This window comes from Chloroflexota bacterium, assembly GCA_035652535.1.
In the GTDB taxonomy this organism is placed as follows: domain Bacteria; phylum Chloroflexota; class UBA6077; order UBA6077; family SHYK01; genus DASRDP01.
In genome coordinates this window covers 1-22,487 of sequence record DASRDP010000036.1, presented here as the reverse complement: position 1 = coordinate 22,487, position 22,487 = coordinate 1, and the positions used below count along the sequence as shown (strand labels likewise).

Sequence of the window (22,487 nt, the reverse complement as noted above, 5' to 3'; positions counted from 1 at the left end):
GAGGAGGTGCTTCCATGGCTATCCGCATCGATGTCGACTCGCACTTCTTCCCGAAGGACGTGTTCGACGACGTCGATCCGCGCTTTGGTGACCGTCGGCCGCGCGTGTGGTTCGATGCCGTGGGCCGGTCCCGGATCACGTATCCCGAGCGCGAAGCCAATATGTCGCCCCATCAGCGGGCCCTGCCGAACCTGCTGCGCTTTTCCCGGCAGCGGCCGGGCTTCTGGGATCCGGAGGTGCGGATCGAGTTCCTTGACCGAGTGGGCGTCGACATGCAGGTTCTCGTGCCGTCGAACGAGTCGTTCCATTACGACGTCGATGCGGACCTCGCGACCAGCGTCTGCCAGTCGTACAACAACGCCATCGCGCGCGTCCTCGATCGATATCCCGGTCGATTCATCGGTCTCGCGCATCTCCCCATGCAGGCGCCAACGGCCGCGGTTCGCGAGCTGGAGCGTGCCGTTCGAGAGCTGGGGATCCACGCGCCCACGCTCTTCACAAACGTCAACGGACGAAACCTCGACGAGCCGGAGTTCTGGCCGGTCTACGCGAAGGCAGAGGAGCTGGACGTGCCTATCATTCTTCACCCCAGCCGAAGCGGCAAGCTCCTCGGGCTGGAACGGCTGACCAAGTACCATCTCGACAACGCTCTCGGGTTCCTCTATGAGGGTTCGCTCGCCATCACGTCGTTCATCACGGGTGGCGTTCTGGACCTCTTCCCCACGCTCCGCATTGCCCTCATGGAGACGGGGTGCGGCTATCTGCCGTACCTGATGGACCGGTTGAATGAGGTCTACGATCAAGAGGGCGTGGACGAGCTGATCAAGCACCGGCCGCCAGAATACCTCCGGCACTTCTGGCTGGCGGCCAACGTGACAACCGAGAAAGAGACGATGGCGTACGTCGTCGAGCGGTATGGGGCTGACCGGCTGATGATGGCCATCGACTTCCCCCATGGGCTGGGAGGCGCCGGCGAAGCGTGTGTCGATGACGTGGTGGCCAACCCACGGCTCACCGATGCGCAGAAGGATCGCATCCTCGGCCTCAACGCCGCCGAGCTGTTCGGGATCGACCCCGTCACCAAGACCCAGGCGCGGGGACGGTCGGCGACGGTCGGCGCCTGAATCTCGATCGTGTTCTCGGAGGAGCTGTGCGAAGGTTCGATGTGTGTCTCGCGATCGTCGCGCTCGGTGTTCTGAGCGCGTGTGCGAGTCCCAAGAGCGAGTCGGGTAGCCAGGCCCGCACGACTGGGGAGGTCGGGAGCGTCGCTCCCGTCAAGCGTGTGGTTGCGGCCGTACAAGGGGACCCATTCACGCTGAACTACCAGATGAGCTCGGCCGGGTCGTACACGCCCCCTGGCTCAGAAGCGTTGGAAGAGCTGGTGAACACCGGCCTCGCGACCCTCGACGTGAGCGGGGGCTTTGCGCCGCGGCTTGCGGAGGAGTTGCCCACGACGCAGAACGGGCTGTGGAAAACGTTTCCCGACGGTCGCATGGAGACAACCTGGCGACTGAAAAGCAACGTAGCGTGGCACGATGGCGTGCCGTTCACCGCGGACGATCTCGTTTTCACCGTTGACGTTGTGCGCGATGAGGAGATCGGCGTCTTCCGCGACCGCGCGTGGGACAACATCGAGAGCGCGGCGGCGCCCGACGCGCGCACGATTACCGTCCGGTGGAAGCAGCCCTACATCTACGCCGATAGTATGTTCACGCCCCAGTTCGCCATCCCCCTCCCCAAGCACCTACTCGAACAGCCATTCCACGAGAACAAAGCGGGGTTCGTCGATCTTCCCTACTGGACCGACGACTTCGTCGGGTTGGGTCCCTTCAGGCTCCAGTCCTGGGAGCGGGGCGCGTATCTGACCGTGACGGCCAACAATGGGTATGTGCTGGGCCGGCCGAAGCTCGACGAGATCGAGGTCCGCTTCATCACCGATCCGGCGACGATGATCGCCAACATCCTCTCGGGCGCCGTGGACTTCAACATGGGGCGCGGTCTCAACCTCGAGGAGGCGGACGACGTGCGCGGCCGTTGGTCAGACGGCCGTCTGGAGACCGCGCCCTATACCTGGATCCAGATGTGGCCTCAATTCCTGACGCCCGACCCGCCAGTGGTCACCGACGCCACCTTCCGTCGGGCGGTGCTCTACGGTCTCGACCGGCAGCAGATGGTCGAGACCTTTATGCGCGGCCTCACGACGGTCGCCCACAGCTACCTCAATCCCGCGGAGGCCGAGTACCGGGAGATCGAGCCCCAGATCGTGAAGTACGACTTCGATCCAGCGAAGGCGATCGCCACGGTTGAAAGCCTCGGCTACCGACGCGGTCCAGACGGGATCTTCGTCGATGCAGCCAACAAGAAGCTCTCGCTGGAGATCCGCGCAAACGCGGGCGACGAGCTGCGCCGCAAGCTCCTGCTCGACATCGCCGACGAGCTGCCCAAGGTGGGCATTGCCGTGGATCCGGTCATCGTCCCGATCCAGCGAACGCGAGACCTGGAGTACTACACGAACTACCCGACGTTCCAGATCACGCAGCGCCCGAACCAGCTTCGCGCGCTGAACAACATGCACAGCAGCCAGGCCACGACGAAGGAGAACAACTATACGGGCGCCAACATCTCCCGCTACATGAACCCCGAGTTCGACGCGCTCATCGACCGCTACTACGTGACGATCCCCAAGCAGGAGCGCACCGAGATCGTTGGGCAGATCATGCACAAGATGACCGACGAGGTGCTGCTGCTGGGGCTCTTCTACACCATCGAGCCGATCCTCGTGAGCAACCGCGTGCAGAACGTCCGAGGCAGGTATCCGCGGTCGAGTCATGCCTGGAACGCGAATGAGTGGGACGTGAGATAAGCCCGGCGTTGCATGCCTGATGGGCAAGATCGCCCGGCTTCGCCCTCAGGATAGCCGGGCCTTCTACTCCCAGTGCCAGTCCTGGATGTTCCAGGTGTCACCCTGCTGCGCAGGCCAGCGCGGCCCCGGCCCCGCCAGTCCTTTTCGCACCGCGATGTTCTCAGAGTTGTAGCTCAGCCCGAGGACTCCGACGTCCTCGGTCAATATCTTGAGCGCGTCGACGACGGCTTGCCCGCGCTCTGCCGGATCGAGGGACGTTGACGCGACCGTATACAGCCGGTCGAACTCGGGATTCTTCCAGCAGCCGCGGTTGGATCCGACGAATCGCTTGTCGGCGGTGGGACACTGGTCCGACAGGGCGATCACGAAGGTGCCTGGCACGTCGATGGACATGGCGGTGGTGTTCAGCCCAGGGAAGGTGACCCGGTACTCCAGGTCCCGGATGCGTGATTGCGCCGCGACCGTTTGCGTCGCTTGCATGCCGAGCTTGACGAGGTCCGACGCCATGATACTGGCCTCGGTCTCGTTGTCGGCGCCTGCCGTCGTCCGAATGTCGACGGCAAACGATTGGCCCGTTTCGTCGGAGAGCGTATCGCCACGACGGGTCCACCCCGCCTGCTGCAGTAACGTCTGGGCTCGGTTCGGATCGTACGGATACTTCGCGATGGCGCGGTCAACGGACGGAAAGAGCGTATCGTTCGGAGAGACGGGCACGTCGGCAACGCCGGACGTCCCTTCTGTCACGGTCTCCGCAAGCGTTGCACGATCGATTCCGTACGCCATCGCCTGGCGCACGCGGCGATCGAGAAGGGCCGGCTGCTCGGTCCGGGCCGGGTCGAGCTGGAACTGTACATAGCGGAACCGCACGGGCGTAACGATCACCTGACCGGCGCCGGTGGACGCCCACTGGCTCTTCACCGTCACGCCGGCCTTCTGTCCAAGCGTGATGCCCACCGTTGCGTCCACAGTGCCGCCCATCACGTTGGCAACCACGGTGTTGCTGTCTGAGATGATGCGAAAGACGACCTCGTCGATCTTTGGACGACCCATGAAGTAATCGTCGAACGCCTGGTAGACGAGCTGCGCGCCAGGGTTCCATTCGTGAAGGACGTACGGTCCCTCTCCGACGTACGCGGTGCTCGACCAGAAGGCGTTGTTCATAAAGGCGTCAGGGTCTCCGGCCGTATAGAGGCTGCCGAGGATATGGTCCGGCAGCGGCTCGAGCTGCCCTGCGCCCAGCTCGTTCGCCCACGGGTAGGATTGCTTCCAGTAGACCGTGAACGTATGGTCGTCTTGCGCGTCGAGGTGGTCGATGAAGCGCTCAGGATCACGATCTCGCACGGGAATGGCGTTATCCGTGTAGACGCGGAACGCGAAGATGAAGTCGCTCGACGTGACTGCCACGCCGTCATGCCAACGGGCATTGTCGCGAATCTTCCACACCGTGGTCATCGTTCCGTCAGGGTTCACGGTCCACGTGCCCGCATCCCGGGAGGGGCGATCGGCGGCGAGCAATGGGCTGGTGGACCCGTGGGCGTCCTTCACCGTGAGGGGACTGTTGCTGAGAAAGTCGAATTCCGAAGCGAAGGTGTTTCCGCCCTCGAGCTTCGTTGCAAGGTTGTTCAGTTCTGCGCCGATGGCGATAGTCACCCGACTCTTGGCGGCGGTCGCTCCGCTCGTCGCCGCGGCACCTGGCCCCGAGCCTCCGGGGGCTGGCCCGGCACAGGCGAGACAAGCGAGGGTTAGGAGGATTGCGCAGGCCCGCCCGTTTCGCGGATCGGCCGGGCGCGCGAACCAGGGGTCGATCATTCCTGCTCCGTGTTCTCAAAATACTGCCACGCGCCGTGAGGGTCAATCGGGCCTTGTGCGGGGACCGACAGATCCTATACACCCCGAGCGGGAGCGTTGCGCGCCCAGAAATCTACCACGCCTTGCCACCCGTCATGGTCGCCCGCAGGTCGACGGTCTTCAGGCGAGTCGGCAACGGGGTGATGAACGCATAGCGATGCGTAACCGTGATGGTGAGGGGGGCGCCCGGGGTCCAGCTGTCGAGCGTGACAGGAGTGGCGCACGTGGCGCTCTTCCGAATGCCGGGCGACTGTGTCGTGAACCAGATGTCGCGGTCGCGATCGATGGCGAGCCGCTTGCCGTTCGGCATGATCGCCGATCTGACAATCGTGTCGCACACCTCGCGCATCCGACAGCCGGCGCAGCCCTCGCCGGACATGGCAACCTGTGCAGCAGCGAGGGCGCCCGCCTGGGCCGCCTCCTGGACGGCGATCGCGGCGTAGAGCAGGCGTCCAGCCTCCATCGTGCCGATGAGCACCACCGCGATCACGGGGAGAATGATGATCGTTTCAACCAGCGACTGCAGTGGCCGCGTGACGAAGAGACTCCGCCCGTCGATGCGATGCGCCCGTCCGGCCGCGATCCTCACGCGAATTCCCCCGAATCGGATGGTGAAACACGGCGCTACGCCCAGCGCGCCCGTGATGATCGTAGGTAGGTCGCAGGCAGGTGTGGGCCGCGCGGCGGGGTGGTTCGCTGCGGCGACGAGGGGAGGGGGCGGCGCCTACCTCCGGGGGTGAGGGAGCGCGCTCAGCGGTACTCCCAGTTCTGAACGTCCCACGTGGCGGATCCACCCGGTGCGTACGCCTGGGGACCGTGGAGCGCCGCAGTATGCGCTTCCACCACGAAGTTGTTGTACATGGGGATCACCGGCACTTCCTCGCTCACGATCCGTGCCGCCTGGACGATCGCGTCGACGCGCTCCGACCGGTCGAGGCTGCTGGTCATCCGCTCGTAGAACCGATCGTACACCGGGTTCGACCAACCGCCGCGATTGCTCCCTGCCCATTGTCGGTCCGCCGTCGCGATGTTGGGCCCAAAGAGCTTGAGGAACAGCGTCTGTTCCTCAAGCCCTGTATTGGCACTGCCGACGGCCGGGAATGTTGACCGCGCCTGGCGATCGGCCTCTTCGGTTGTGGAAAGCATGTGTGACTGGACGTCGATGCCGGCGCGCCGCCAGGAGTCGGAAACGATCGCGTGCTCCTGCTGCTCTTGGCCGCCCGCTGCCGCCTGCAGCTCGAGGGCAAAGGTGGCCCCGGTCGCCGTCACGTACGGCCCTGTGCTCGCCCGTATGAGTCCGGCGTCACGGAGCAATTGATCCGCGCGGGAGACGTCGTACGGGTACCTGGTGATCGCCCGATCGACTTCCGCGGCGTAGTCTGTCAGCGGCGGGGCCATGGCTTCCGCGGGCTGGCCCTGGCCATCCAGGAGCGCGTCGATGAGGGACTGCCGGTCAAGGGCGTGCGTGAGCGCTTGTCGCACGCGCAGGTCGAGGAGCTGCGGTGGGTTGGCGTAGGCCGGCCGCAGCTGGATCTGCAGATAGCGGAGCTTGGCCGGATCGAGCAAGATCCGGCCGCCGCTGGTTGCCGCCCAACGCTTGCGCAGCAGCTCCCCCTGATCGAAGCCGAGAGCGAAGTCGATTGCCATGTCCGCGTCGCCGCTCAGGAGACTGGCGAGCGCCGTGTTGGGATCCGGCGCGAACCGAACCTGGATCCGCTGGATCTTGGGCCGCCCGAGAGCGTAGCCGTCGAAGGCGCTTCCGTCGAGGGCCGAGCCCGGATCCCACCGATCGAGGCGAAATGGCCCCAGCCCCACGTAGGCTTGCGTCCAGTATGCATTGGCGGCGAACGCCTGGCTGGACTGGCTCGCGAACGCCTGCCCGAGCAGGTGGTCCGGCAGCGGGGCCCAGTCACGCCCTTTGAGGGCGTCCGCCTGGGGGTACGTTTCGCTCCAATGAACGCGGACCGTCTGGTCGTCGAGCGCCTCGACCTCGCGCATCAGCTTCGTGGGGAGGAGATTCGCCACCCCGAAATCCGGATTGCGGGCGACCTGCCAAGAGAGAACCATGTCCCGCGCGGTGAATGACGCGCCGTCGTGCCAGACCAGGCCGGGGCGCAGCGCGTAGGTCGTGTCCATCGTCCCGTCGGCGTTGACGACCCACGAGTCGTCGCCGAGCGTGGGGGCCCGGGCGGCGAGGGCCGGATGGGCCACGCCCGCCGAATCGTCGAGGAAGAGGGCCGCGTTGAACAGGCTGATGGCGTCGGCCGCGGTCGCACCCGTGCCGGTGAACGCGCGATGCTGTGACAGCGTGTTCGGCTCGACGTGGGTCAGAAAGACCACGGTATGCGCCCGGCCCGGCGCAGGCCCAGCCGCAGCGCCATCGGAACCGACCACCGATGGACGTTGCGGGACGCTGGCGCACGCGGACACCATCAGGACCGCGCTGATGAGCGCGACGCTCGTCGTGGCCCTCCGCTCTCCTCGGCGGCCCGCCAAACCGAACCGCCGCTGCGCGCGGCGCGATTCCCCCGCGGGCGGATCGGACTGCTTCAATCGCGTGGGTGGATCTGCCCGAAGGAGACGACCCGGCTCGCGGCGTCCCGGGTACCTTCGGGCACGGCGAACCCTTTGCGTCGCGCCCGCTCTTGATTGATGGGGCTGTACTTCCCGGCCGACCCTGTGCTGATCGCGCCCTGAGCAATGAGCTTTCCGTTCCGCGCGCCAGTCAGTCCGACGAAGGTGGGGTCATCGGTCTCGGTGGGCACGTGGATGGAGACGTTCGTCGCCGGGTCGCGGAACGTGTTCATGGGGTCCTTCCCATCCGCGACCAGCTTCATTTGTTCGCGCAGGAGGCGACGGTAGAGGATGATCCCCTTATCGGACTCGCCGAGATGCTCGGTCCAGCGCGGCGTGATGGCCCCCTGGCTGGCCCAGGCGAAGTTGTCCTGGCCGCTGTTGTTGTCCGCCAGCTCCCAGACCGGCAGGCCCTCAGCGTCGACGCCAGGCAGGGGCACCTGGTACAGCGGGATCTCCTCGGGCCGCTGGTCCGGATCGCCGGGCTCGCGGCGGTGCACGTTGTACCACCAATACAACGTGTGGGTATCGTCCATCGGAATACGGATCTGCTGTTGCTGGAGCATGAAGGGGAAAACGACGCAGTGGCCGATTCGCCACAGCGCGTCATTTTCGTCCGTTCCCTCCAGCACGCGGCGCTTCACGATGCCGTGCTCGAAGATGTCGAACCCGATCTTCTTATGGCGCCGCACGTCGGCGTGCGACCGCCAGAACGATCGCGCTGTAGGATCTTCCGCGTTCAGGCGTTCCAACACGTAGTTCGTGAAGTATCGGTGGAGCCACTCCGTATGCACGGGGTCGAGACTGTTCTCCATGATCTGGAGCCAGTTGCAGGGCAGCACCGCCCAGCCGATGTCCCGCACGCCATCCTGCACGAACGACTCCCATCGGGGAACCAGCGGGCGCGGCTCCGGTCCCAGCCAGGCCCAGAGCATTCCGCCCAGCTCCTCGACGGGATAGGTCTGGACCTCGATCCGGTCCTTGAAGGTGCTGTCCGGCGATTCGGCCGGCTGCTCGAGGCAGCGACCCTCGTTGTCGAAGAGCCACCCATGATAGGGACAGCGCAGCCCCTCCGCCTCGGGAATTCCCCACAGGAGGTTCACGTTCCGGTGCGGGCAGAATTCCTGGATCAATCCGTAGCGACCGCTTCGATCGCGAAAGGCGACCAGGTGCTCCCCCAGCAGCGTGACGGCGCGCGTGGGGTGATCGTGGAGCTGCTTGACCGTGGCGAATGGCAGCCAGTAGCGGCGAAGCAGCTCGCCCATCGGCGTGCCGCGGCCCACCTCGGTGAATCGCTTGTTCTGTTCCTTCGTCAGCATGACTCGTCCTTCCGATGCAAAGCTCACGCCTCAGTTCGCCGCCATCATACCTTGCGTCGATGCCGCGCATCATGCGTAGAATGCCGGCAATCGGCAGGAAGGAGTTAGCGCCATGGGCGAGATTCTCGGGATTGGATGCAGCCATGGGCCGGGGATCGTCGGGCCCCCGGAAGTGCTCACCGACATCTATCTGAAGCTGAATCTCAAGAGCGAGCTCACGCCCGCTCACATGAAGGATCCGGCGAATTGGCCCGCCAAGATGCGCGAAGAGTGGGCGGATGACGAGGGGATGGCATTCGCCCGGGCGTATCAGGCCAAGCTCCAGCCCGCGTACCGGAAGGCGCGAGAGGCGATCGACGCTTTCCGCCCCGATTTCGTCGTCATGTTCGGGGACGATCAGTACGAGGTGTTTCGCGAGGACGTGCTCCCTCCATTCGCGGTCTTTGCCATCGATCGCGTTGAGTGCGGGGGGGCGCGGGGAGGCGCGCCGATCACCCTGCTGGGCCACCGGGATGCGGGGAATCACATCACCCGCGAGCTGATCCGCCAGGGGTTCGACGTCGCCTGCTCGTGGAAGCTGAGCAATCGCCAGGACTATGGACACGCGTTCACGACGACGGTGCAGTACCTCGATATGGACAAGCGTGGGTTCCCTCACCCGCTCGTGCCCATCTCGATCAACTGTTATGGAGCCGATATGCGCATCCCGGGATACGGGGCGGAGCCAGTGCGCGGACGGCTCATCGAGGACAAGAAGGAGCCGCCGCCACCGGCGCCGATGGCCTGGCGGTGCTACGATCTCGGCAAGGCGGTGGGGCGCATCATCCAGGACAGCCCGTGGCGGGCGGTGATCATCGGCACGTCGAGTTGGTCCCACGCCTCGCTAACCGGCAAGAATCACTTCCTCTGGCCGGACGTCGAGGCCGACCACCGCCGCCTCGACGAGCTCACGTCCGGCCGGTTCTGGAAGTGGCGCGACCTCACTCCCGAGGAGATCCGCGATGCCGGCCAGCATGAAATTCTCAACTGGGTCTGCCTCGCGGGGGCGATGGAGGGGCGAAGTGCCGATGTGCTGGCGTTTGCCGAGTGCTACATCTTCAATTCGGAGAAATGTGTCGCCATTTTCAATCCGTGACGCGCGCGGCGCGGGGACACGCTGCGTCGGATGAGCGCAGGGGACGCTGAGATGGACGCACGCACGTTCGTGGCGGGTCAGCTCGCCGTGGTTCGCGCCTTCTGCAACGAGCTGGACGCCAAGCTGCCCAGCTACAGCTACGTGCCTCTTACAGGCGACGAGCAGCGCGTGCTGGTCATGCAGAGTCGCCTCTTCAACGAGCTTCGCGCCGCGGAGGTGTTCGGAGCATGGCTGGGCACGACACCGGAGCTCGACGTGAAGTACCTGCTCGGCGAGGCGTGCCACGAGGAGCTTGGCCATGCTCGGCTGCTCATCGACCGGATCAAAGCGAAGGGGACCAACCCCTTCACGTACGGGCCGCCGCCTGAGCAGGTCGCCTTGTTCCACACGATGCGGAACCTGGAGACCACGGTCGAGCGCCTCGCCGCCTTCCAGCTCGCCGGTGAGGCAGTCGCCACGCACCTCATCAAGCGGGCAATCGAGAGCGACGCGGTACCCGAGTGGATCAAGCAGCCGTATCGTCACATCGTCGAGGACGAGGACGAGCACGGCTCAGCGCCCGCGGCGCTGCTCGTGCGGTACGCCACGACCGCGGAGGCCCAGCGCCTGGTGCGGCGGGGCGTAGTCATCGGCCTGACCCTCCGCAAGCGCTACTTCGACGCGCTCGACGCGATGGTGTTCGAAGGCGTGCGCTGGTAGCCGCTCGCCGCCAGGACCTCCGGCGCCCGCGACGCTACAACGCAGGGAACGGCAGGATCGACCGGTATTTCTCCACGACCTGCTCGCGTAGCTCGCGCGGGCTTCGGCTCACCTTCGGGAACGCGTCGCGCAGGTGGAACGGCCGCGTCGCATAGTAGATCGCGATGCTGTTGGTGTGGTCGCCAGAGGCACGCTTCTCCGGATTGGAAGAGACGAGCGGATCTAACGGCGTGCTCCAGCACCCGTCGACGATCTCGATGTCCCGGACCGGGTCGCATCGCGTCGTCATGGCCCACAGCACCTCCTTCAGGTTGTGTGGATCGATGTCCTCGTCGACGACGACGACCCACCGACCGTTGCGCATCCCCGACGTCATCGCGAGGGCAGCCTGTTTGGCATGACCGGCGTAGCGCTGCTTGATGGAAACGACGTCGATGTAGGGCATGGGGCTGCCGACGGCCACCACGTCCTGAATGCCCGCGGCCTCCAAGCGGTCCTTCGCTCGACCGTAGTTCAGGCCGAACTTCTGGGCGCCCGGCCACAGTGGCGCGGAGTTGTTGATGACCGGGTGCGTTCGGTGATAGATCGCCTTGATGCGAATCACGGGCTGGGGCTCACCGGTTCCGAGCGAGCCGCCGGAGTAGTAGCCGGGCCATTCGCCGAAGGGACCCTCGTTGCGAGACTCGACCGAGGGGGGCGGCACCTCTCCCTCGATCGCGATCTCCGCGTGGGCGGGGATGGGAAGGCCGGTGATCGGGCCCTTCACAACCTCCAGTGGGCGCCCGCGCAGCCCGCCCACGTGGTCCAGCTCGGACCGCCCCCAGGGGAGCGGACGCGAAGAGACCATGAAAGTCAGCAGGTCGCCACCGAAGATAGCGACGATGGGGCAGGCCTCGCCACGATCCCAGTACCGCTGGCAGATCTGGCGCCCGTGCTGTCCAGGGCTCATCCAGAGGCCGAGGAGGTCCTTCTCGTGAGCCTCGATGCGATAGGTGCCAGCATTGACGAACTCGCTGTCCGGATCCTTGTTGATCACGGTGTCGCCCGTACCGATGTAGCGCCCGCCGTCGGACGCGTGGTAGCGCGGCACCGGGAATTTAAAGATGTCGACCGCGTCGCCAGTGAGGATGTTCTCCATCACGGGCCCGGTGGGAACGAAGACTGGCGGAATCGGCTTCACGTTCTTCATTTTCTCGGCGGCCATCTCGCGGAGCTGCCCGATGCCCTTGCCGTCGATGTCGAGGCCCATGGCGAGGGCGGCGCGCTTCGCGGACGCCATCGGCAGGCTCACGACCCGATAGCCGGGCGGGTACCCCTTGATCCGATCGAAAAGGAGGAGCGGCGGCTCAGGAATCAGCTCGGCCACCGCTTCCGTTAGCGCTCCGATCTCCTCATTCCAGTCTGCGTCTTCGATGACGCGCCACTCGTCCACTTCCATCGCCGCGTCGATGTATGTCTGGAGGTCGTCGAAGATCATCCCTGGCATGCCGCACTCCTTGAAGGATTCGCTGGCCAATCATAGCGACTCTCGTCCGCCGACACGAGGGCTACCACCAGCGGCGTCGTCGAACGGTCGCAGCGCCGGAAGCCAGCGCCTCGCAAAGCCGGGTGGCCTTGCCGTAATAGTTGCCGGCCCTCGGCACCAGCGTATCGTGGCGGATTTCCATCGTGCCCACCCGGACGATTCCGTCGGGGCCCAGCGGCCCACCGGGCACCACGGCGCTTGCGCTGCCCGAGCGCGCCAGCATGCGAAGCGTCGGGGCGGGGACGATCGCGACGCCACTCACCTCCCACGGCGCTGTCGGGCGCACATCAGTGAGCGAGAGAGACCGCAGCAAAACGTAAACGTCCTGCACCTCCCGTTCGATGATTCCGTTGTCGAATGCCACCTCCTCGCGCCGCCAGCCGACGTGGATCAGGTCACTCGCAGCGGCGTCCAGGCCGAGCTCCTCGCGGACCTCGCGCAGGCCCCCCTCGATCCCCTCCCCCGCGCTGTAGTGCCCAGCGACACTGACGTCCCACAGGCTCGGCCAGGTCTCCTTGTTCGCGGCGCGGCGCTGGAGAACGATCCCCGGAACCGGGGGTCCGGTTGCAACCACCCAGCAGTGAAAGGACCGATGCCAATCGCCGTCGCGGTGGACGTCGCGTCGGACCTTGGTCTGCCCCAATCGCCGCCCATCTCGATCGCAGAGGTCGAATAGCTCGTCGTGGTCCATCCGTCTCCAACCTCGCGGGTTTTTGCGTCGTGAGATCGCTATACTTCCCCAGCCGTTGCCCGAAATCGCACATGTGGAGAGCCTGATGTCCGAGCTCCGATCCTGCGTGCTCGCGATCCTCCTCATAGCCGCGGTCGGCATTCAGGCTGCGGGCGCGCCCGCGGCGTTCGCCCAGTCTCAGCGGACGGCGACCAGCGTTGCCACGCCCGCCGCCGTGCCCACGACGAAGCCGTCCACCTCGGGCGCCGCCACGGCGACTCCGCGCGGAACGAGCGTGCCCGCCACGGCGACGCCCACCGCGGTGACCGCCGCGACGCCAACGGCTATTTCGGCGCCAACGACCGCAGCGCTCCCCGACGCGCGCGCGCTCCTCGACGCGAGCAATGCCGCGATGAACGGCGTGACCAGCATGCGAATGCGCGGGGCCATGGATTTCCAGATGGACGCAACGGACATGTCCTTTTCGATGAACATGCCCATCACCGCCGAGTTCGTCGCTCCGGATCGCATGCACATGACCATCAGCTCGGGCGCGCTCGGATTCTCGGGCGAGATTCTCATGGTGGGGTCCCAGCTCTGGACGCGCTCCGGCGATGGATCATGGGAAACCATGAGCTCTTCTGACTTGAGCGCGCCGGTCAACCCGACAATGATGGCGCGCCCCGGCAACACGGACCTCTCACGCTTCTTGATCAACCCGACGGTATCTGATGAGGGCGCCTCCTATCGGGTTTCGACTGACGTCGACATGGCGCAGGCGATTGCCGAGGGTTCGTCCGCCGCGTCCATGATGGGCACAGACATGACGGGCATGGACATGTTCGATCTCAGCAGCATGACCGTGCATCTCAATTTGAGCGTCAATAAGGCCACGCAGTATGTGGATTCCATGGAAATGACGATGACGATGGTCATGCCGGACACGGAGATGTCTGCAGGTTCCGCCGGTTCGATGACCATCCATCTCAACTTCACCGTCACGGACTTCAACAATCCCGCGATACGGGTGGAGCCGCCGACCCTGTAGGGCTGCGGCCGAGCGCGACTCGGACGAATACCAGAGCGCGCGCTCGTCGGCGCAACGATTAATGGCCGAGCGCTTCCTGAATCGCGCGCACCGTGTTCCGCAGGTGGCCGTTGTGCTGCAGGCCGTTGGCGATCTTTTCGCAGCTGTGGAGCACGGTCGAGTGGTCCCGCCCGCCGAACAGCGCGCCGATCTCCGACAGGGAGAGCTCGGTCGCCTCCCGCAACAGGTACATGGCGATCTGGCGGGGCAGGAGGACGCGTCGATCGCGTTGTTTCCCTTCCACGTCGCTCCGCGCCACGCCCATCGCGGAGCAGACGGCATCAATCACCGCGGCAGGCGCGATGGCGCGCTTCCCGGCGGGTGCGATGACGTCTTCCAGCGCCGCCGCGGCGAGTTCCAGCGTAACGGGCGTCGACGCCAGTTCCGCATAGGCTAGGACGCGATTGAGGGCTCCCTCCAGCTCGCGGATGTTGCTCGGCACCTTGGCGGCGATGAAGTCCAGCACCTCGGGCGGGGCCACGGGCCTGCCGGACCGCCCCGTCTCGGCGGTCTTCGCGCGGAGGATGGCGATCCGAGTCTCCAGATCGGGCTGCTGGATGTCCGCCATCAGTCCCCACACGAAGCGCGAGCGAAGGCGGTCCTCCAGCGTCGTAATCGCTTTCGGGTGCCGGTCGCTGGTGATCACGATCTGACCACTCGCCTCGTACACGGCGTTGAAGGTGTGGAAGAACTCTTCCTGCGTGCCCTCTTTCCCGGCGATGAACTGGATGTCGTCGATGAGGAGGATGTGGGGCTGGCGATACTTGGACCGAAACTCCTCCATTCGGCCCCGACTGATGGATTCGATGAACTGGTTCGTGAACGTCTCCGACGACACGTACACCACCTGCAGCCCGCGGTCGATCGCCGCGTGGCCGATCGCGTGCAGCAGGTGTGTCTTCCCCAGGCCGACGCCGCCGTAAATGAAGAGCGGATTGTGGACCTGGCCCGGTCGCTCCGCCACGGCAATGCACGCCGCGTGGGCCAGGCGGTTGTTCGTGCCCACGACGAAGGTCTCAAACACGTACCGTGGCGAGATGGCTGCCTGCAAATCGTCCCGTGCTCGCGAGCGGCGCGCGCGCAGGCTCGCGCGGCGCGGTGGGGGGGAGAGCTGCAGCGGCTCGGCGGTCGCCTTGTCCTCACCGCGGCCGATCACGAACTCTACGCCGACTGGCTGGCCGATGAGCGTCTGCAGCGTCCGGCTCACGAGCCCGTTGCATTTCGTGGATAGCCACTCGAGGTTGAACGGGTTCTCGACTCCCACGACGCACTTCGAGCCGTCGAAGGAGAGCAAGTCCGTATCGCGGAACCAGGTCCGGAAGTCTTCGGGGCGCATCTGGATCTGCAGCTCGCCGAGCGCGCTCTGCCAGATCCGATGGGTGTCGATGGCCATCGCCCGTCCTGGATGGTGAAGTCACGAAACCCAGGGTACGAATAGTGGAAAGCTCGGGGATCGGGATCGTGATCAGCATGTTAACAAACGCCACCGAGCGCGCCGGACGAATACCGGGCCCCTTGATGTCTAGCTGGCATGACGGTTTTGGTTGGGTTGTTTCGCGTAGTCCGCGCTATACCCGAGGGTCGAGGGCATCCCGCAGCCCGTCGGCAAGCAGCACCACGCAGAGGACGGTGACGAAGATCATGGCGCCGGGCGGATAGACGAGCCACGGGGCCTTGTGGAACATATCGATGGACCCGCTCAGCATGTTGCCCCAGCTCGAGAGGGGAACTTGGACCCCAAACCCAAGGTAGCTGAGAGCCGACTCGCCCAGAATCGCGCCGGCGACGTCGAACCCGGCCACTACCATGATGATGTTGGCCACGTTCGGCAGGATGTGGCGGACCATCACCCGCACGCTGCTGGCCCCCAGTGACTGCGCGGCAACCACGTAGTCGAGGTTTCGGACCGACTGCGCGACCCCGCGCACCTGCCGCGCCGTGCCAGGCCAGAAGAAGAAGCCGAAGATGATGGCCAGCGCCACGACGCCGGGGCGGAACATGACGGAGAGAATGATGAGGACAAAGAGCCCGGGGATGTTGAAGACGAACTGAATGACGGCGTTGATGACGTCGTCGACCCATCCGCCCCAATAGCCCGCAGCCAGCCCAGCGGCCGTGCCGACGACGATGGAGATGAACGCGACCATGAAGCCGATGGAGAGGGAAACACGACCGGCGTACAGCAGTCGCGTGAGGACGTCACGGCCGAGGTCGTCGGTCCCGAGCAGGAACCGCGAATCCGGCGGCTGCAAGATGGCGACCCGCTGGTCCGGCAGGCGCATGATGGTCTCCGGTGTGGTGTGAAGGACCTGGTCCGCGAACACCGGCCCGAGCAGGGTGATGAGGACGATGAGGCTGAGACCGCAGGCCGCCGCCACGCTGACCGGGTCATGCCGGAACTTCTCCCATGCGCGCCGATACAGCCCCTTGGACGGAACGATCTCCTCGACCTGGGCGTCCTTCGGCGGGCGTGCCTCGCGGTCGCGCGCGCCATCGCGGCCGGTCGTGCGCGAGAACTGCGGCTGGCCCGTGACCTGCGTCATCGCGTGTACCGAATGCGCGGGTCGACGAATCCATACAGCAGGTCGGCACAGAGCATGCCGATCAGGGTCGCCAGCGTCAGGACCGTGATGATGCACAGCAGGAGCGGGTAATCGCGCGTGGAGGCCGCCTCCAGATAGAGGCGGCCCATCCCCGGCCAGTTGAAGATCCCCTCGGTGATGGCGGCGCCCGAGAGCAGCGAGGGGAGAAATCCGCCCAGCAGCGTGACGACCGGGAGCAGCGAGTTGCGCAGGATGTGGCGCCCGGTGACGATGTATTCGGGCAGTCCCTTCGCGCGCGCGACGCGCACGTAGTCCTGCCCCAGGACCTCCAGCACCTGGCTGCGCACGTACCGGGTGAAGGCCACCATCCCACCCATTCCCAGAATCATGGACGGAAAGATGATGTGGGTGAACCAGTCGACGGGACCGTCTCGCCCCTGGCCCTGGGGAAACCAGCCGATGGTCGCGCTCAGGACGACGATGATGACCAGCGCCATCCACCAGGTGGGCACGGCGTCCCACAGGACGGTGAAGATCCGAATGATGACGTCTGGTGGGCGCCCTCGGTGAAACGCCGCCACGATCCCAAGGGGGATGCCGAGCACCGCGAAGCAATAGGCGAGGAGCCCGAGCTGAACCGTCGGCCACACTCGATCCTTCATCACGTCCAGAGGCGGACGCAGGTAGAAGTACGAGCGCCCGAAGTCCAGGGTCACGGCGCTCGTGAGCCACTTCGCGTACGCAAGGGGCATCGGGTCGTCCAGGCCGAACCGCGCGCGCATCCGCGCGATGTCCTCCTGCGTGATCTTGGGGTTCTCGAGGAATGCGGCCTCCGGCCCGCCGGGCGTGAGCCGCGTCAGCGCGAAGGTGAACGTCATCAGCAGCCAGAGCAGCAGCGCTGACTGAATGAGCCGCCGGATGAGGAATTGGTGCATCAGAAGGTGAGAGCTACTGCGCCAGCGACCACGAGAGGACCTGCATGTTGTTCGCCGTCAGGATGTCGCCGCCCTTGGATGGCGATACGCCCTGGACCTTCTTGTCGAAAGCGGTGAAGTTCTTCAGGGTGACGGTCGGGAACATGGGAAGGTCGTCCATGACGGTCTTCTGGACCTCGTCGTAGATCGACTTCCGTCGTCCCTCGTCCTGCTCCACGGCACCCTGGTCCATGAGCTGGTCGACGCGGGGATTCGAATAGCCCGTGGCATTCTGCGTCCCGTCGCTCTTGATCTGGCTGCGGATCCCGTCGGGGTCCAGCCCGGCGGTCCAGCTTCCCATCGTGATGTCGAAGTCTTTCTGACGCTGGGCGCGGTCGACGAACGTGTTGAATTCGAGTCCCGTCACCGTGGCGTCGATCCCGAGCTGCTTCCATTGCTGCTGCAGGTACGCGGCCATCTTCTGCCGCGGCTGGCTCGTGGTCGGGAACAGGATCTCCACCTTGACCGGCTGTCCGCTCCGGTCCTTCAGCACCGTACCGTCGAGGGTGTAGCCCGCGTCCTTCAGCAGGCTCTTCGCCTTGTTCATGTCGTAGTCGTAGTGCTCGACGTTGTGGTTCACCCACTTCGTGTTGCCCTCAGTGTAGAGGCCGTACTGGGGAACCGCGAGATTGTCCTCGAACTGGATGAGGTCCGCGCGATTGATGGCGCGGACGAGCGCCTCCCGAACGCGCTTGTCGGCGAGCAGCGGACGCCGCAGGTTGAACTCGATGCTTCGATAGCTCCCAGAGGCGCCAGACCAGTCGATAACATTGAGGGTGCTGATCTGCTTCGCCTCGGTGAACTGCGAGGGCGGGAATTGCTCGACCCACTCCGCCTGCTGGGTCTTCGCCAGCTCCAGCGCCGTCTGGGGCGAAGCGGCGATGAAGTCGATTTCGTCGAGCTGGGGCGCCTTGCCCCAGTAGTTGGGGTTCCGCACGAAGGTGGTGCGCTCGGCGCTGATCTCCTTGGGTATGAACGGGCCGCTAACCACCGTCGGCTTCAAGATCTCCGGGTTGCCGTTGGGGTCCAGCCACGGTTTCCCTTCCCAGACGTGCTTGGGAACGGGCCCGATGCCGGCCGCGATCCCCATGGCGAGGAACCGTGCAAGGGGTTCCTTCAGGGTCACGACGATCGTTTTCGGGTCCGGCGTCGTAAAGGACGCGATGCGCTCCAGGTCGTCGAGGCCGACGAAGTCGTTTTCGGGCTTGCTTGCGTTGTCCCACGCGAACTGGAAGTCCGCGGACGTGATGGGCTGACCATCGCTCCACTTGATGTCGTCGCGGAGGGTAAAGGTGAAGGTGCGTCCATCGGGTGAGATGACGGGCATGTCCTTGGCAAGGCAATAGTCCGGATTGACCCAGTAGTCGAGGGTGTCGTAGTTCAGGTCGATGAGTCCGGATTCCATCAGGGTGAGGGCGTCCGCCAGCGGCGTCGTGTTGTACTGGGGCTCGGGATAGGGATGCAGCACCTTCGGCGCCCCGCCGAGCGTCGCCACCCGCAGCACCCCGCCCTTACGCGAGGCCCCGCCCGGGTTCTGCGTCGGCGACGCGGCTGACGTGCAGGACGCCAGCAGCAGCAAGAGGCTCGCGAGCCAATACAGACTGCGAAATTTCGGCATTCTTATCCACCATGCGAATCAGGGTTGGCGAGCGGCGACGGAAAGGCGCCCAAGAAGCGGGCCCATGTTACCAGAGTGATACGCGTGCCCGCCGGAAGTGTCAAGCTGCGGCTCTTTTAACCGGCGTCGGGCGCCGGCCGCCGCTCGTCGCCACGGGAATCGCACGAAATCGCGCTTCGTGATACGATGGGAACCCAAACTGCCCGAGTTTCACGCGAAAATCAACAGATTCGCCAGCCACTTGATCCTGGCCACGGGAGGAGAGCGATGCTGACCGAGCAGGAGAATGAGCGCATGACGCGAGTAGGGCCCGGAACGCCCATGGGCACCCTGCTCCGGCGCTACTGGCACCCCATCGCCGCGAGCGCACAGCTCAAGGAACACGGGACCCGTCCCGTTCGTCTGCTCGGCGAGGATCTCGTGCTCTATCGCGACCGCCAGGGGAAGCTCGGTCTCGTCGGCGACCGCTGCCCCCACCGCCGCGCTGGCATGGTGTTCGGCATCCCCGAGCAGGACGGCCTCCGCTGCGCGTATCACGGCTGGCTCTTCGACGCGACGGGTCGCTGCCTCGATCAGCCATACGAGCAGACCGAGGACCCGGGCAGCACGTTCAGGGACCGCGTGACCATCACCGCCTACCCCGTGCAGGAAAAGGCGGGCATGATCTTCGCGTACCTGGGGCCGCAGCCGGCGCCGTTGATCCCGAACTGGGACCTCTTCGTGTGGGACAACGTGATGCGCGACATCGGGACGGCGATCATTCCCTGCAACTGGCTCCAGATCATGGAGAACTCCCTGGACCCGGTCCACGTGGAGTGGCTGCACACGTACTTCTCGAATTACGTCCTGCAGCGCCTCGGCCGCCCGGACCTCAAGCGCTACGACGCCAATCTGGGCAAGACGCCCTGGAAGCACACCAAGATCGGCTTCGACGTTTTCGAGTACGGCATCATCAAGCGGCGGCTCCTCGAGGGGATGACGGAGGACGACGACGGCTGGTCCGTGGGGCACCCCGTCGTCTTCCCAAACATCCTGCGGACCGGCAATGCCTTCCAGATCCGTGTCCCCATCGACGACACCCACACGCTGTACTGGTGGTACTCGGCCCATCCGCCGCGGCCGGGCCTCGAGATTCGCCCGCAGGAGACGATCCCGCTCTACGACGTCCCGGTGCCCGGCCTCGACGAGCACGGCCAGCCGGAGTGGCAGTATCTGGACAACAACAGCGGCCAGGACATGGCGATGTGGTACACGCAGGGCGACATTGCCGATCGTCGCGAGGAGCACCTGGGGCTGTCGGACAAGGGCGTCGCGATGTACCGCAAGCTGCTCGAGCTGAACCTCCTGAAGGTGGAGAAGGGCGAGGACCCGATGAACATCTTCCGGGACCCCGCCACCAACGTCTGTCACGAGCTGCACACCGAGCAGGTGCTCTTCAACCGCGGCGACCCCAACCAGATCAGCCGCGCGGGGCAGGCGAGCAAGTACAGCCCGGTGCTCAAGGAAGCGGCCATTCGGCTGCAGGGCGAGAAGGCCGTCCTGGAGCCGGTGCACTAGTCTGGTAGGGCTAGTCTGGTAGGGCTGGGGCTTGTCCCCAGCCGACCCGACGCAATGCTCGACGTCGCGGCGGGGGATAAACCCCCGCCCTACCGGGTTCCACACTCTTCCCCCGCAAGGGGGGAAGGAGCGGTCAATCCCCTCTCCCCCGCGGTCGGGGGAGAGGGGGAGGGTGAGGGGGACACCCCCCATCCCCGCCTTCCCCCGCAAGGGGCGAAGGAGCGGTCAATCCCCTCTCCCCCGCGGTCGGGGGAGAGGGTGAGGGTGAGGGGGACCCCCCCATCCCCGCCTTCCCCCGCAAGGGGGGAAGGAGCGGTCGTCAGTCGTACCCCCACTCGTAGTTGGGAATCGTGTACGCCTCCGGCGGCATCCCCGTGCTGAGCCCCCGCTGCGCCAGCTCCGCCTCGAATTTCTCCCGAACCCACGGCTCCTCGGCCGTGTAGTCGATCTGGTCGCGGGCTCGATCCTGCACGCTCTCGGCATGGCCCGAGAACTGGCGCAGCGGATGAAAGGCGAGGTAGCGCGCCGGCTCGCCGCCCAGGTTGAAGTGCTGGTGGAACCAGCGGTTCGGCGGGACGAAGAGGCTCGCCTCGTGCCACGGGACCACGATCTTCTCCTTCCCCTCTTCCCACAGGATCGAGAAGCCCTCGCCGCGCGGGATCACGATGACGCGCCCGGGTCCGTGTCGGTGCGCGCGCTTGTAGGTTCGGGCGGGGAACACCGACATGTGGCAGGACAGCTCTGAGCCGGGGAACCCGACGAAGACCGTTGTGCCGCCCGCGCCCCGGCCCCGAAATGGCACCAGCTTGTCCCAGGCGCCCATGTCCGGGAAGAAGTTGCCGTACCAGAACGAGCCCGGCGCCGGCATCCCCTGGATCTCTCCGGTGATCCCGCGCGCCTCGGCGTAGAGCTGGTCCTCGACGGACTCTCCCACCCCGACCGGGTTGTTGAAGAAGATGGACGGATCCTGGACGGCCGACATGGCGACGGGAAGGTAGTTGTAGTGGAGCAGGCGCACGGGGCGGTCGCCCTGCGCGTTGGAGAGCTGGTGGGTGAAGTTGTGCGGTACGACGAACATGCTCCGCGTCTGCCACTCGAAGGTGGTCTTCGCCGCCCCCTCGGAGGGCCAGACGGTGGTGAGACCGCGCCCCTCGACGACGTAGATCAGCTCGTCGACCGCCAGCTTCAGCGGCGGCAGCGTGGCCCCAGGGCGGATCTCGCTGATCCGCGCCTCGCTCACGCCCTCCTGCCCCATGAGCTGAATGAAGGCGGCGTCGCACTCCCGCTCGTCCCAGCGACCGAGCGGCGCAGTGCGCAGGTCTCCGATGTAGTAGCCCCGGTGAATGGGCAGCCCCTGGGCTTCCATCCACCGGTCGTAGGTGAACCCGCCGTTCTGGTACGCGGGCGTGCGGCTCAAGAGGTCTGGTCGCGGTTTATCCGGCGCAGCGGCCATGCATCTCTCCTTCCATCCAATGGCAGCTTTAGTATCGTCGAGGCGCCAGCCGGCGCGAAAGGGCGTTAGGCGTCGAACCGCCAGCGCGTCGCCGTCGTCGGAAAGGTGCGCTCGAACCACGCAAACGCCCGCCGCGGCCGCGCCACGTAGACGGCGAAGCTCTCGTCGGTGAAGTCCACGCGGACGCCGTATTTGCGCTCGTACGGATCGACGAGGCCTTCCAGGAGGGCCACATCTCGCACGCGCTCCGCCGTCCCCTCGATGATGACGACGTCATCCCCACTCTCCAGGTGGACCACGACCTCCGGCCTCGCCGCCAGATTCCGTCCCTTGCGCGAAGCCGGGTCTGTGGAGAAGTAGAGCGCGCCGTCCGACCACAGCCCCCAGACGGGCGCGGCGTGCGGACGACCGGCCGCGTCGGCGGTGCACACCCAGTAGTTCCGCGCAGCGGCGAGACGCTCCCCCGCGTCATCCCAGCTCAGCATGTCGGCCCGATGTGTTCGGTCGACACCGTAGCCCTCTGGAAACTGTGGACGGTCAGCGGCTGGGTGGTCTTGCGACATGGTTGCTCCAGTTGTTGAGATTGTGTTCGGGTGCGTCGGCACAGCCCTCTCCCACCGCG

General features: G+C 65.6%; 18 protein-coding genes. 6 read left to right on the top strand and 12 right to left on the bottom strand.

The window, feature by feature from the left end; translation table 11 throughout:
* The first annotated feature begins 14 nt into the window (after window positions 1-14).
* A complete protein-coding gene (locus VFC51_04525) occupies window positions 15-1,124 on the top strand; it encodes an amidohydrolase family protein (protein ID HZT06271.1) in 1,110 nt (369 codons plus the stop codon).
* 26 nt (window positions 1,125-1,150) lie between these two features.
* On the top strand, window positions 1,151-2,863 hold the full coding sequence (locus VFC51_04520; GenBank protein HZT06270.1) for a peptide ABC transporter substrate-binding protein: 1,713 nt from the start codon (window positions 1,151-1,153) through the stop codon (window positions 2,861-2,863).
* A 63-nt stretch (window positions 2,864-2,926) separates the two neighbouring features.
* Here the strand turns inward: VFC51_04520 and VFC51_04515 are convergent, their stop codons facing one another.
* The 4 genes from VFC51_04515 to VFC51_04500 all read right to left on the bottom strand — a co-directional run bounded on the left by VFC51_04515 (window position 2,927) and on the right by VFC51_04500 (window position 8,604).
* Entirely contained in the window at window positions 2,927-4,513 is a 1,587-nt protein-coding gene (locus tag VFC51_04515) for an ABC transporter substrate-binding protein (protein HZT06269.1), read from the bottom strand.
* 271 nt (window positions 4,514-4,784) lie between these two features.
* On the bottom strand, window positions 4,785-5,300 hold the full coding sequence (locus VFC51_04510) for a TadE family protein (protein ID HZT06268.1): 516 nt from the start codon (window positions 5,298-5,300) through the stop codon (window positions 4,785-4,787).
* A gap of 161 nt (window positions 5,301-5,461) precedes the next feature.
* Entirely contained in the window at window positions 5,462-7,207 is a 1,746-nt protein-coding gene (locus VFC51_04505) for a peptide ABC transporter substrate-binding protein (protein HZT06267.1), read from the bottom strand.
* A 53-nt stretch (window positions 7,208-7,260) separates the two neighbouring features.
* Window positions 7,261-8,604, bottom strand: a complete 1,344-nt coding sequence (locus tag VFC51_04500; protein HZT06266.1) for an aromatic ring-hydroxylating dioxygenase subunit alpha — start codon at window positions 8,602-8,604, stop codon at window positions 7,261-7,263.
* 112 nt (window positions 8,605-8,716) lie between these two features.
* Here VFC51_04500 and VFC51_04495 point away from each other — a divergent pair, with 112 nt between their 5' ends.
* A complete protein-coding gene (locus VFC51_04495; protein ID HZT06265.1) occupies window positions 8,717-9,739 on the top strand; it encodes a hypothetical protein in 1,023 nt (340 codons plus the stop codon).
* 51 nt (window positions 9,740-9,790) lie between these two features.
* Window positions 9,791-10,438 carry a hypothetical protein gene (locus tag VFC51_04490; protein HZT06264.1) on the top strand — a complete coding sequence of 216 codons (648 nt, stop codon included), beginning with the start codon at window positions 9,791-9,793 and terminating at the stop codon, window positions 10,436-10,438.
* 34 nt (window positions 10,439-10,472) lie between these two features.
* Here the strand turns inward: VFC51_04490 and VFC51_04485 are convergent, their stop codons facing one another.
* On the bottom strand, window positions 10,473-11,924 hold the full coding sequence (locus VFC51_04485; protein ID HZT06263.1) for a UbiD family decarboxylase: 1,452 nt from the start codon (window positions 11,922-11,924) through the stop codon (window positions 10,473-10,475).
* A 61-nt stretch (window positions 11,925-11,985) separates the two neighbouring features.
* Window positions 11,986-12,654 (bottom strand): NUDIX domain-containing protein, encoded by a 669-nt coding sequence (locus VFC51_04480; GenBank protein ID HZT06262.1) that lies wholly within the window; start codon window positions 12,652-12,654, stop codon window positions 11,986-11,988.
* Between the two features lie 85 nt (window positions 12,655-12,739).
* Here VFC51_04480 and VFC51_04475 point away from each other — a divergent pair, with 85 nt between their 5' ends.
* Window positions 12,740-13,681 carry a DUF6612 family protein gene (locus tag VFC51_04475; protein HZT06261.1) on the top strand — a complete coding sequence of 314 codons (942 nt, stop codon included), beginning with the start codon at window positions 12,740-12,742 and terminating at the stop codon, window positions 13,679-13,681.
* 58 nt (window positions 13,682-13,739) lie between these two features.
* Here VFC51_04475 and dnaA read toward each other — a convergent pair whose 3' ends face one another.
* The 4 genes from dnaA to VFC51_04455 all read right to left on the bottom strand — a co-directional run bounded on the left by dnaA (window position 13,740) and on the right by VFC51_04455 (window position 18,855).
* A complete protein-coding gene (dnaA, locus tag VFC51_04470) occupies window positions 13,740-15,107 on the bottom strand; it encodes a chromosomal replication initiator protein DnaA (protein ID HZT06260.1) in 1,368 nt (455 codons plus the stop codon).
* A gap of 181 nt (window positions 15,108-15,288) precedes the next feature.
* On the bottom strand, window positions 15,289-16,263 hold the full coding sequence (locus VFC51_04465; GenBank protein ID HZT06259.1) for an ABC transporter permease: 975 nt from the start codon (window positions 16,261-16,263) through the stop codon (window positions 15,289-15,291).
* A complete protein-coding gene (locus VFC51_04460; protein HZT06258.1) occupies window positions 16,260-17,198 on the bottom strand; it encodes an ABC transporter permease in 939 nt (312 codons plus the stop codon). The genes VFC51_04465 and VFC51_04460 overlap by 4 nt, the downstream gene beginning before the upstream one ends.
* Window positions 17,199-17,211: 13 nt before the next feature.
* Window positions 17,212-18,855, bottom strand: a complete 1,644-nt coding sequence (locus VFC51_04455) for an ABC transporter substrate-binding protein (protein HZT06257.1) — start codon at window positions 18,853-18,855, stop codon at window positions 17,212-17,214.
* 267 nt (window positions 18,856-19,122) lie between these two features.
* On the opposite strand from VFC51_04455, the gene VFC51_04450 reads away from it, so the two are divergent.
* A complete protein-coding gene (locus VFC51_04450) occupies window positions 19,123-20,412 on the top strand; it encodes an aromatic ring-hydroxylating dioxygenase subunit alpha (GenBank protein HZT06256.1) in 1,290 nt (429 codons plus the stop codon).
* A 319-nt stretch (window positions 20,413-20,731) separates the two neighbouring features.
* On the opposite strand, the gene VFC51_04445 is transcribed toward VFC51_04450, so the two are convergent.
* Both VFC51_04445 and VFC51_04440 read right to left on the bottom strand, forming a co-directional pair.
* Entirely contained in the window at window positions 20,732-21,865 is a 1,134-nt protein-coding gene (locus VFC51_04445; protein ID HZT06255.1) for a cupin domain-containing protein, read from the bottom strand.
* Window positions 21,866-21,930: 65 nt separating this feature from the next.
* Window positions 21,931-22,428, bottom strand: coding sequence for a pyridoxamine 5'-phosphate oxidase family protein (locus tag VFC51_04440; GenBank protein HZT06254.1), 498 nt, complete (start codon window positions 22,426-22,428; stop codon window positions 21,931-21,933).
* Window positions 22,429-22,487: the final 59 nt, after the last annotated feature.

Excerpts from the sequence above, each read along its gene's own strand:
- VFC51_04525 (HZT06271.1), top strand. The coding sequence starts at position 15 with ATGGCTATCCGCATCGATGTCGACTCGCACTTCTTCCCGAAGGACGTG.
- VFC51_04500 (HZT06266.1), bottom strand. The coding sequence starts at position 8,604 with ATGCTGACGAAGGAACAGAACAAGCGATTCACCGAGGTGGGCCGCGGC.
- VFC51_04495 (HZT06265.1), top strand. The coding sequence starts at position 8,717 with ATGGGCGAGATTCTCGGGATTGGATGCAGCCATGGGCCGGGGATCGTC.
- VFC51_04490 (HZT06264.1), top strand. The coding sequence starts at position 9,791 with ATGGACGCACGCACGTTCGTGGCGGGTCAGCTCGCCGTGGTTCGCGCC.
- VFC51_04485 (HZT06263.1), bottom strand. The coding sequence starts at position 11,924 with ATGCCAGGGATGATCTTCGACGACCTCCAGACATACATCGACGCGGCG.
- VFC51_04480 (HZT06262.1), bottom strand. The coding sequence starts at position 12,654 with ATGGACCACGACGAGCTATTCGACCTCTGCGATCGAGATGGGCGGCGA.
- VFC51_04475 (HZT06261.1), top strand. The coding sequence starts at position 12,740 with ATGTCCGAGCTCCGATCCTGCGTGCTCGCGATCCTCCTCATAGCCGCG.
- VFC51_04465 (HZT06259.1), bottom strand. The coding sequence starts at position 16,263 with ATGACGCAGGTCACGGGCCAGCCGCAGTTCTCGCGCACGACCGGCCGC.
- VFC51_04460 (HZT06258.1), bottom strand. The coding sequence starts at position 17,198 with ATGCACCAATTCCTCATCCGGCGGCTCATTCAGTCAGCGCTGCTGCTC.
- VFC51_04455 (HZT06257.1), bottom strand. The coding sequence starts at position 18,855 with ATGCCGAAATTTCGCAGTCTGTATTGGCTCGCGAGCCTCTTGCTGCTG.
- VFC51_04450 (HZT06256.1), top strand. The coding sequence starts at position 19,123 with ATGCTGACCGAGCAGGAGAATGAGCGCATGACGCGAGTAGGGCCCGGA.
- VFC51_04445 (HZT06255.1), bottom strand. The coding sequence starts at position 21,865 with ATGGCCGCTGCGCCGGATAAACCGCGACCAGACCTCTTGAGCCGCACG.
- VFC51_04440 (HZT06254.1), bottom strand. The coding sequence starts at position 22,428 with ATGTCGCAAGACCACCCAGCCGCTGACCGTCCACAGTTTCCAGAGGGC.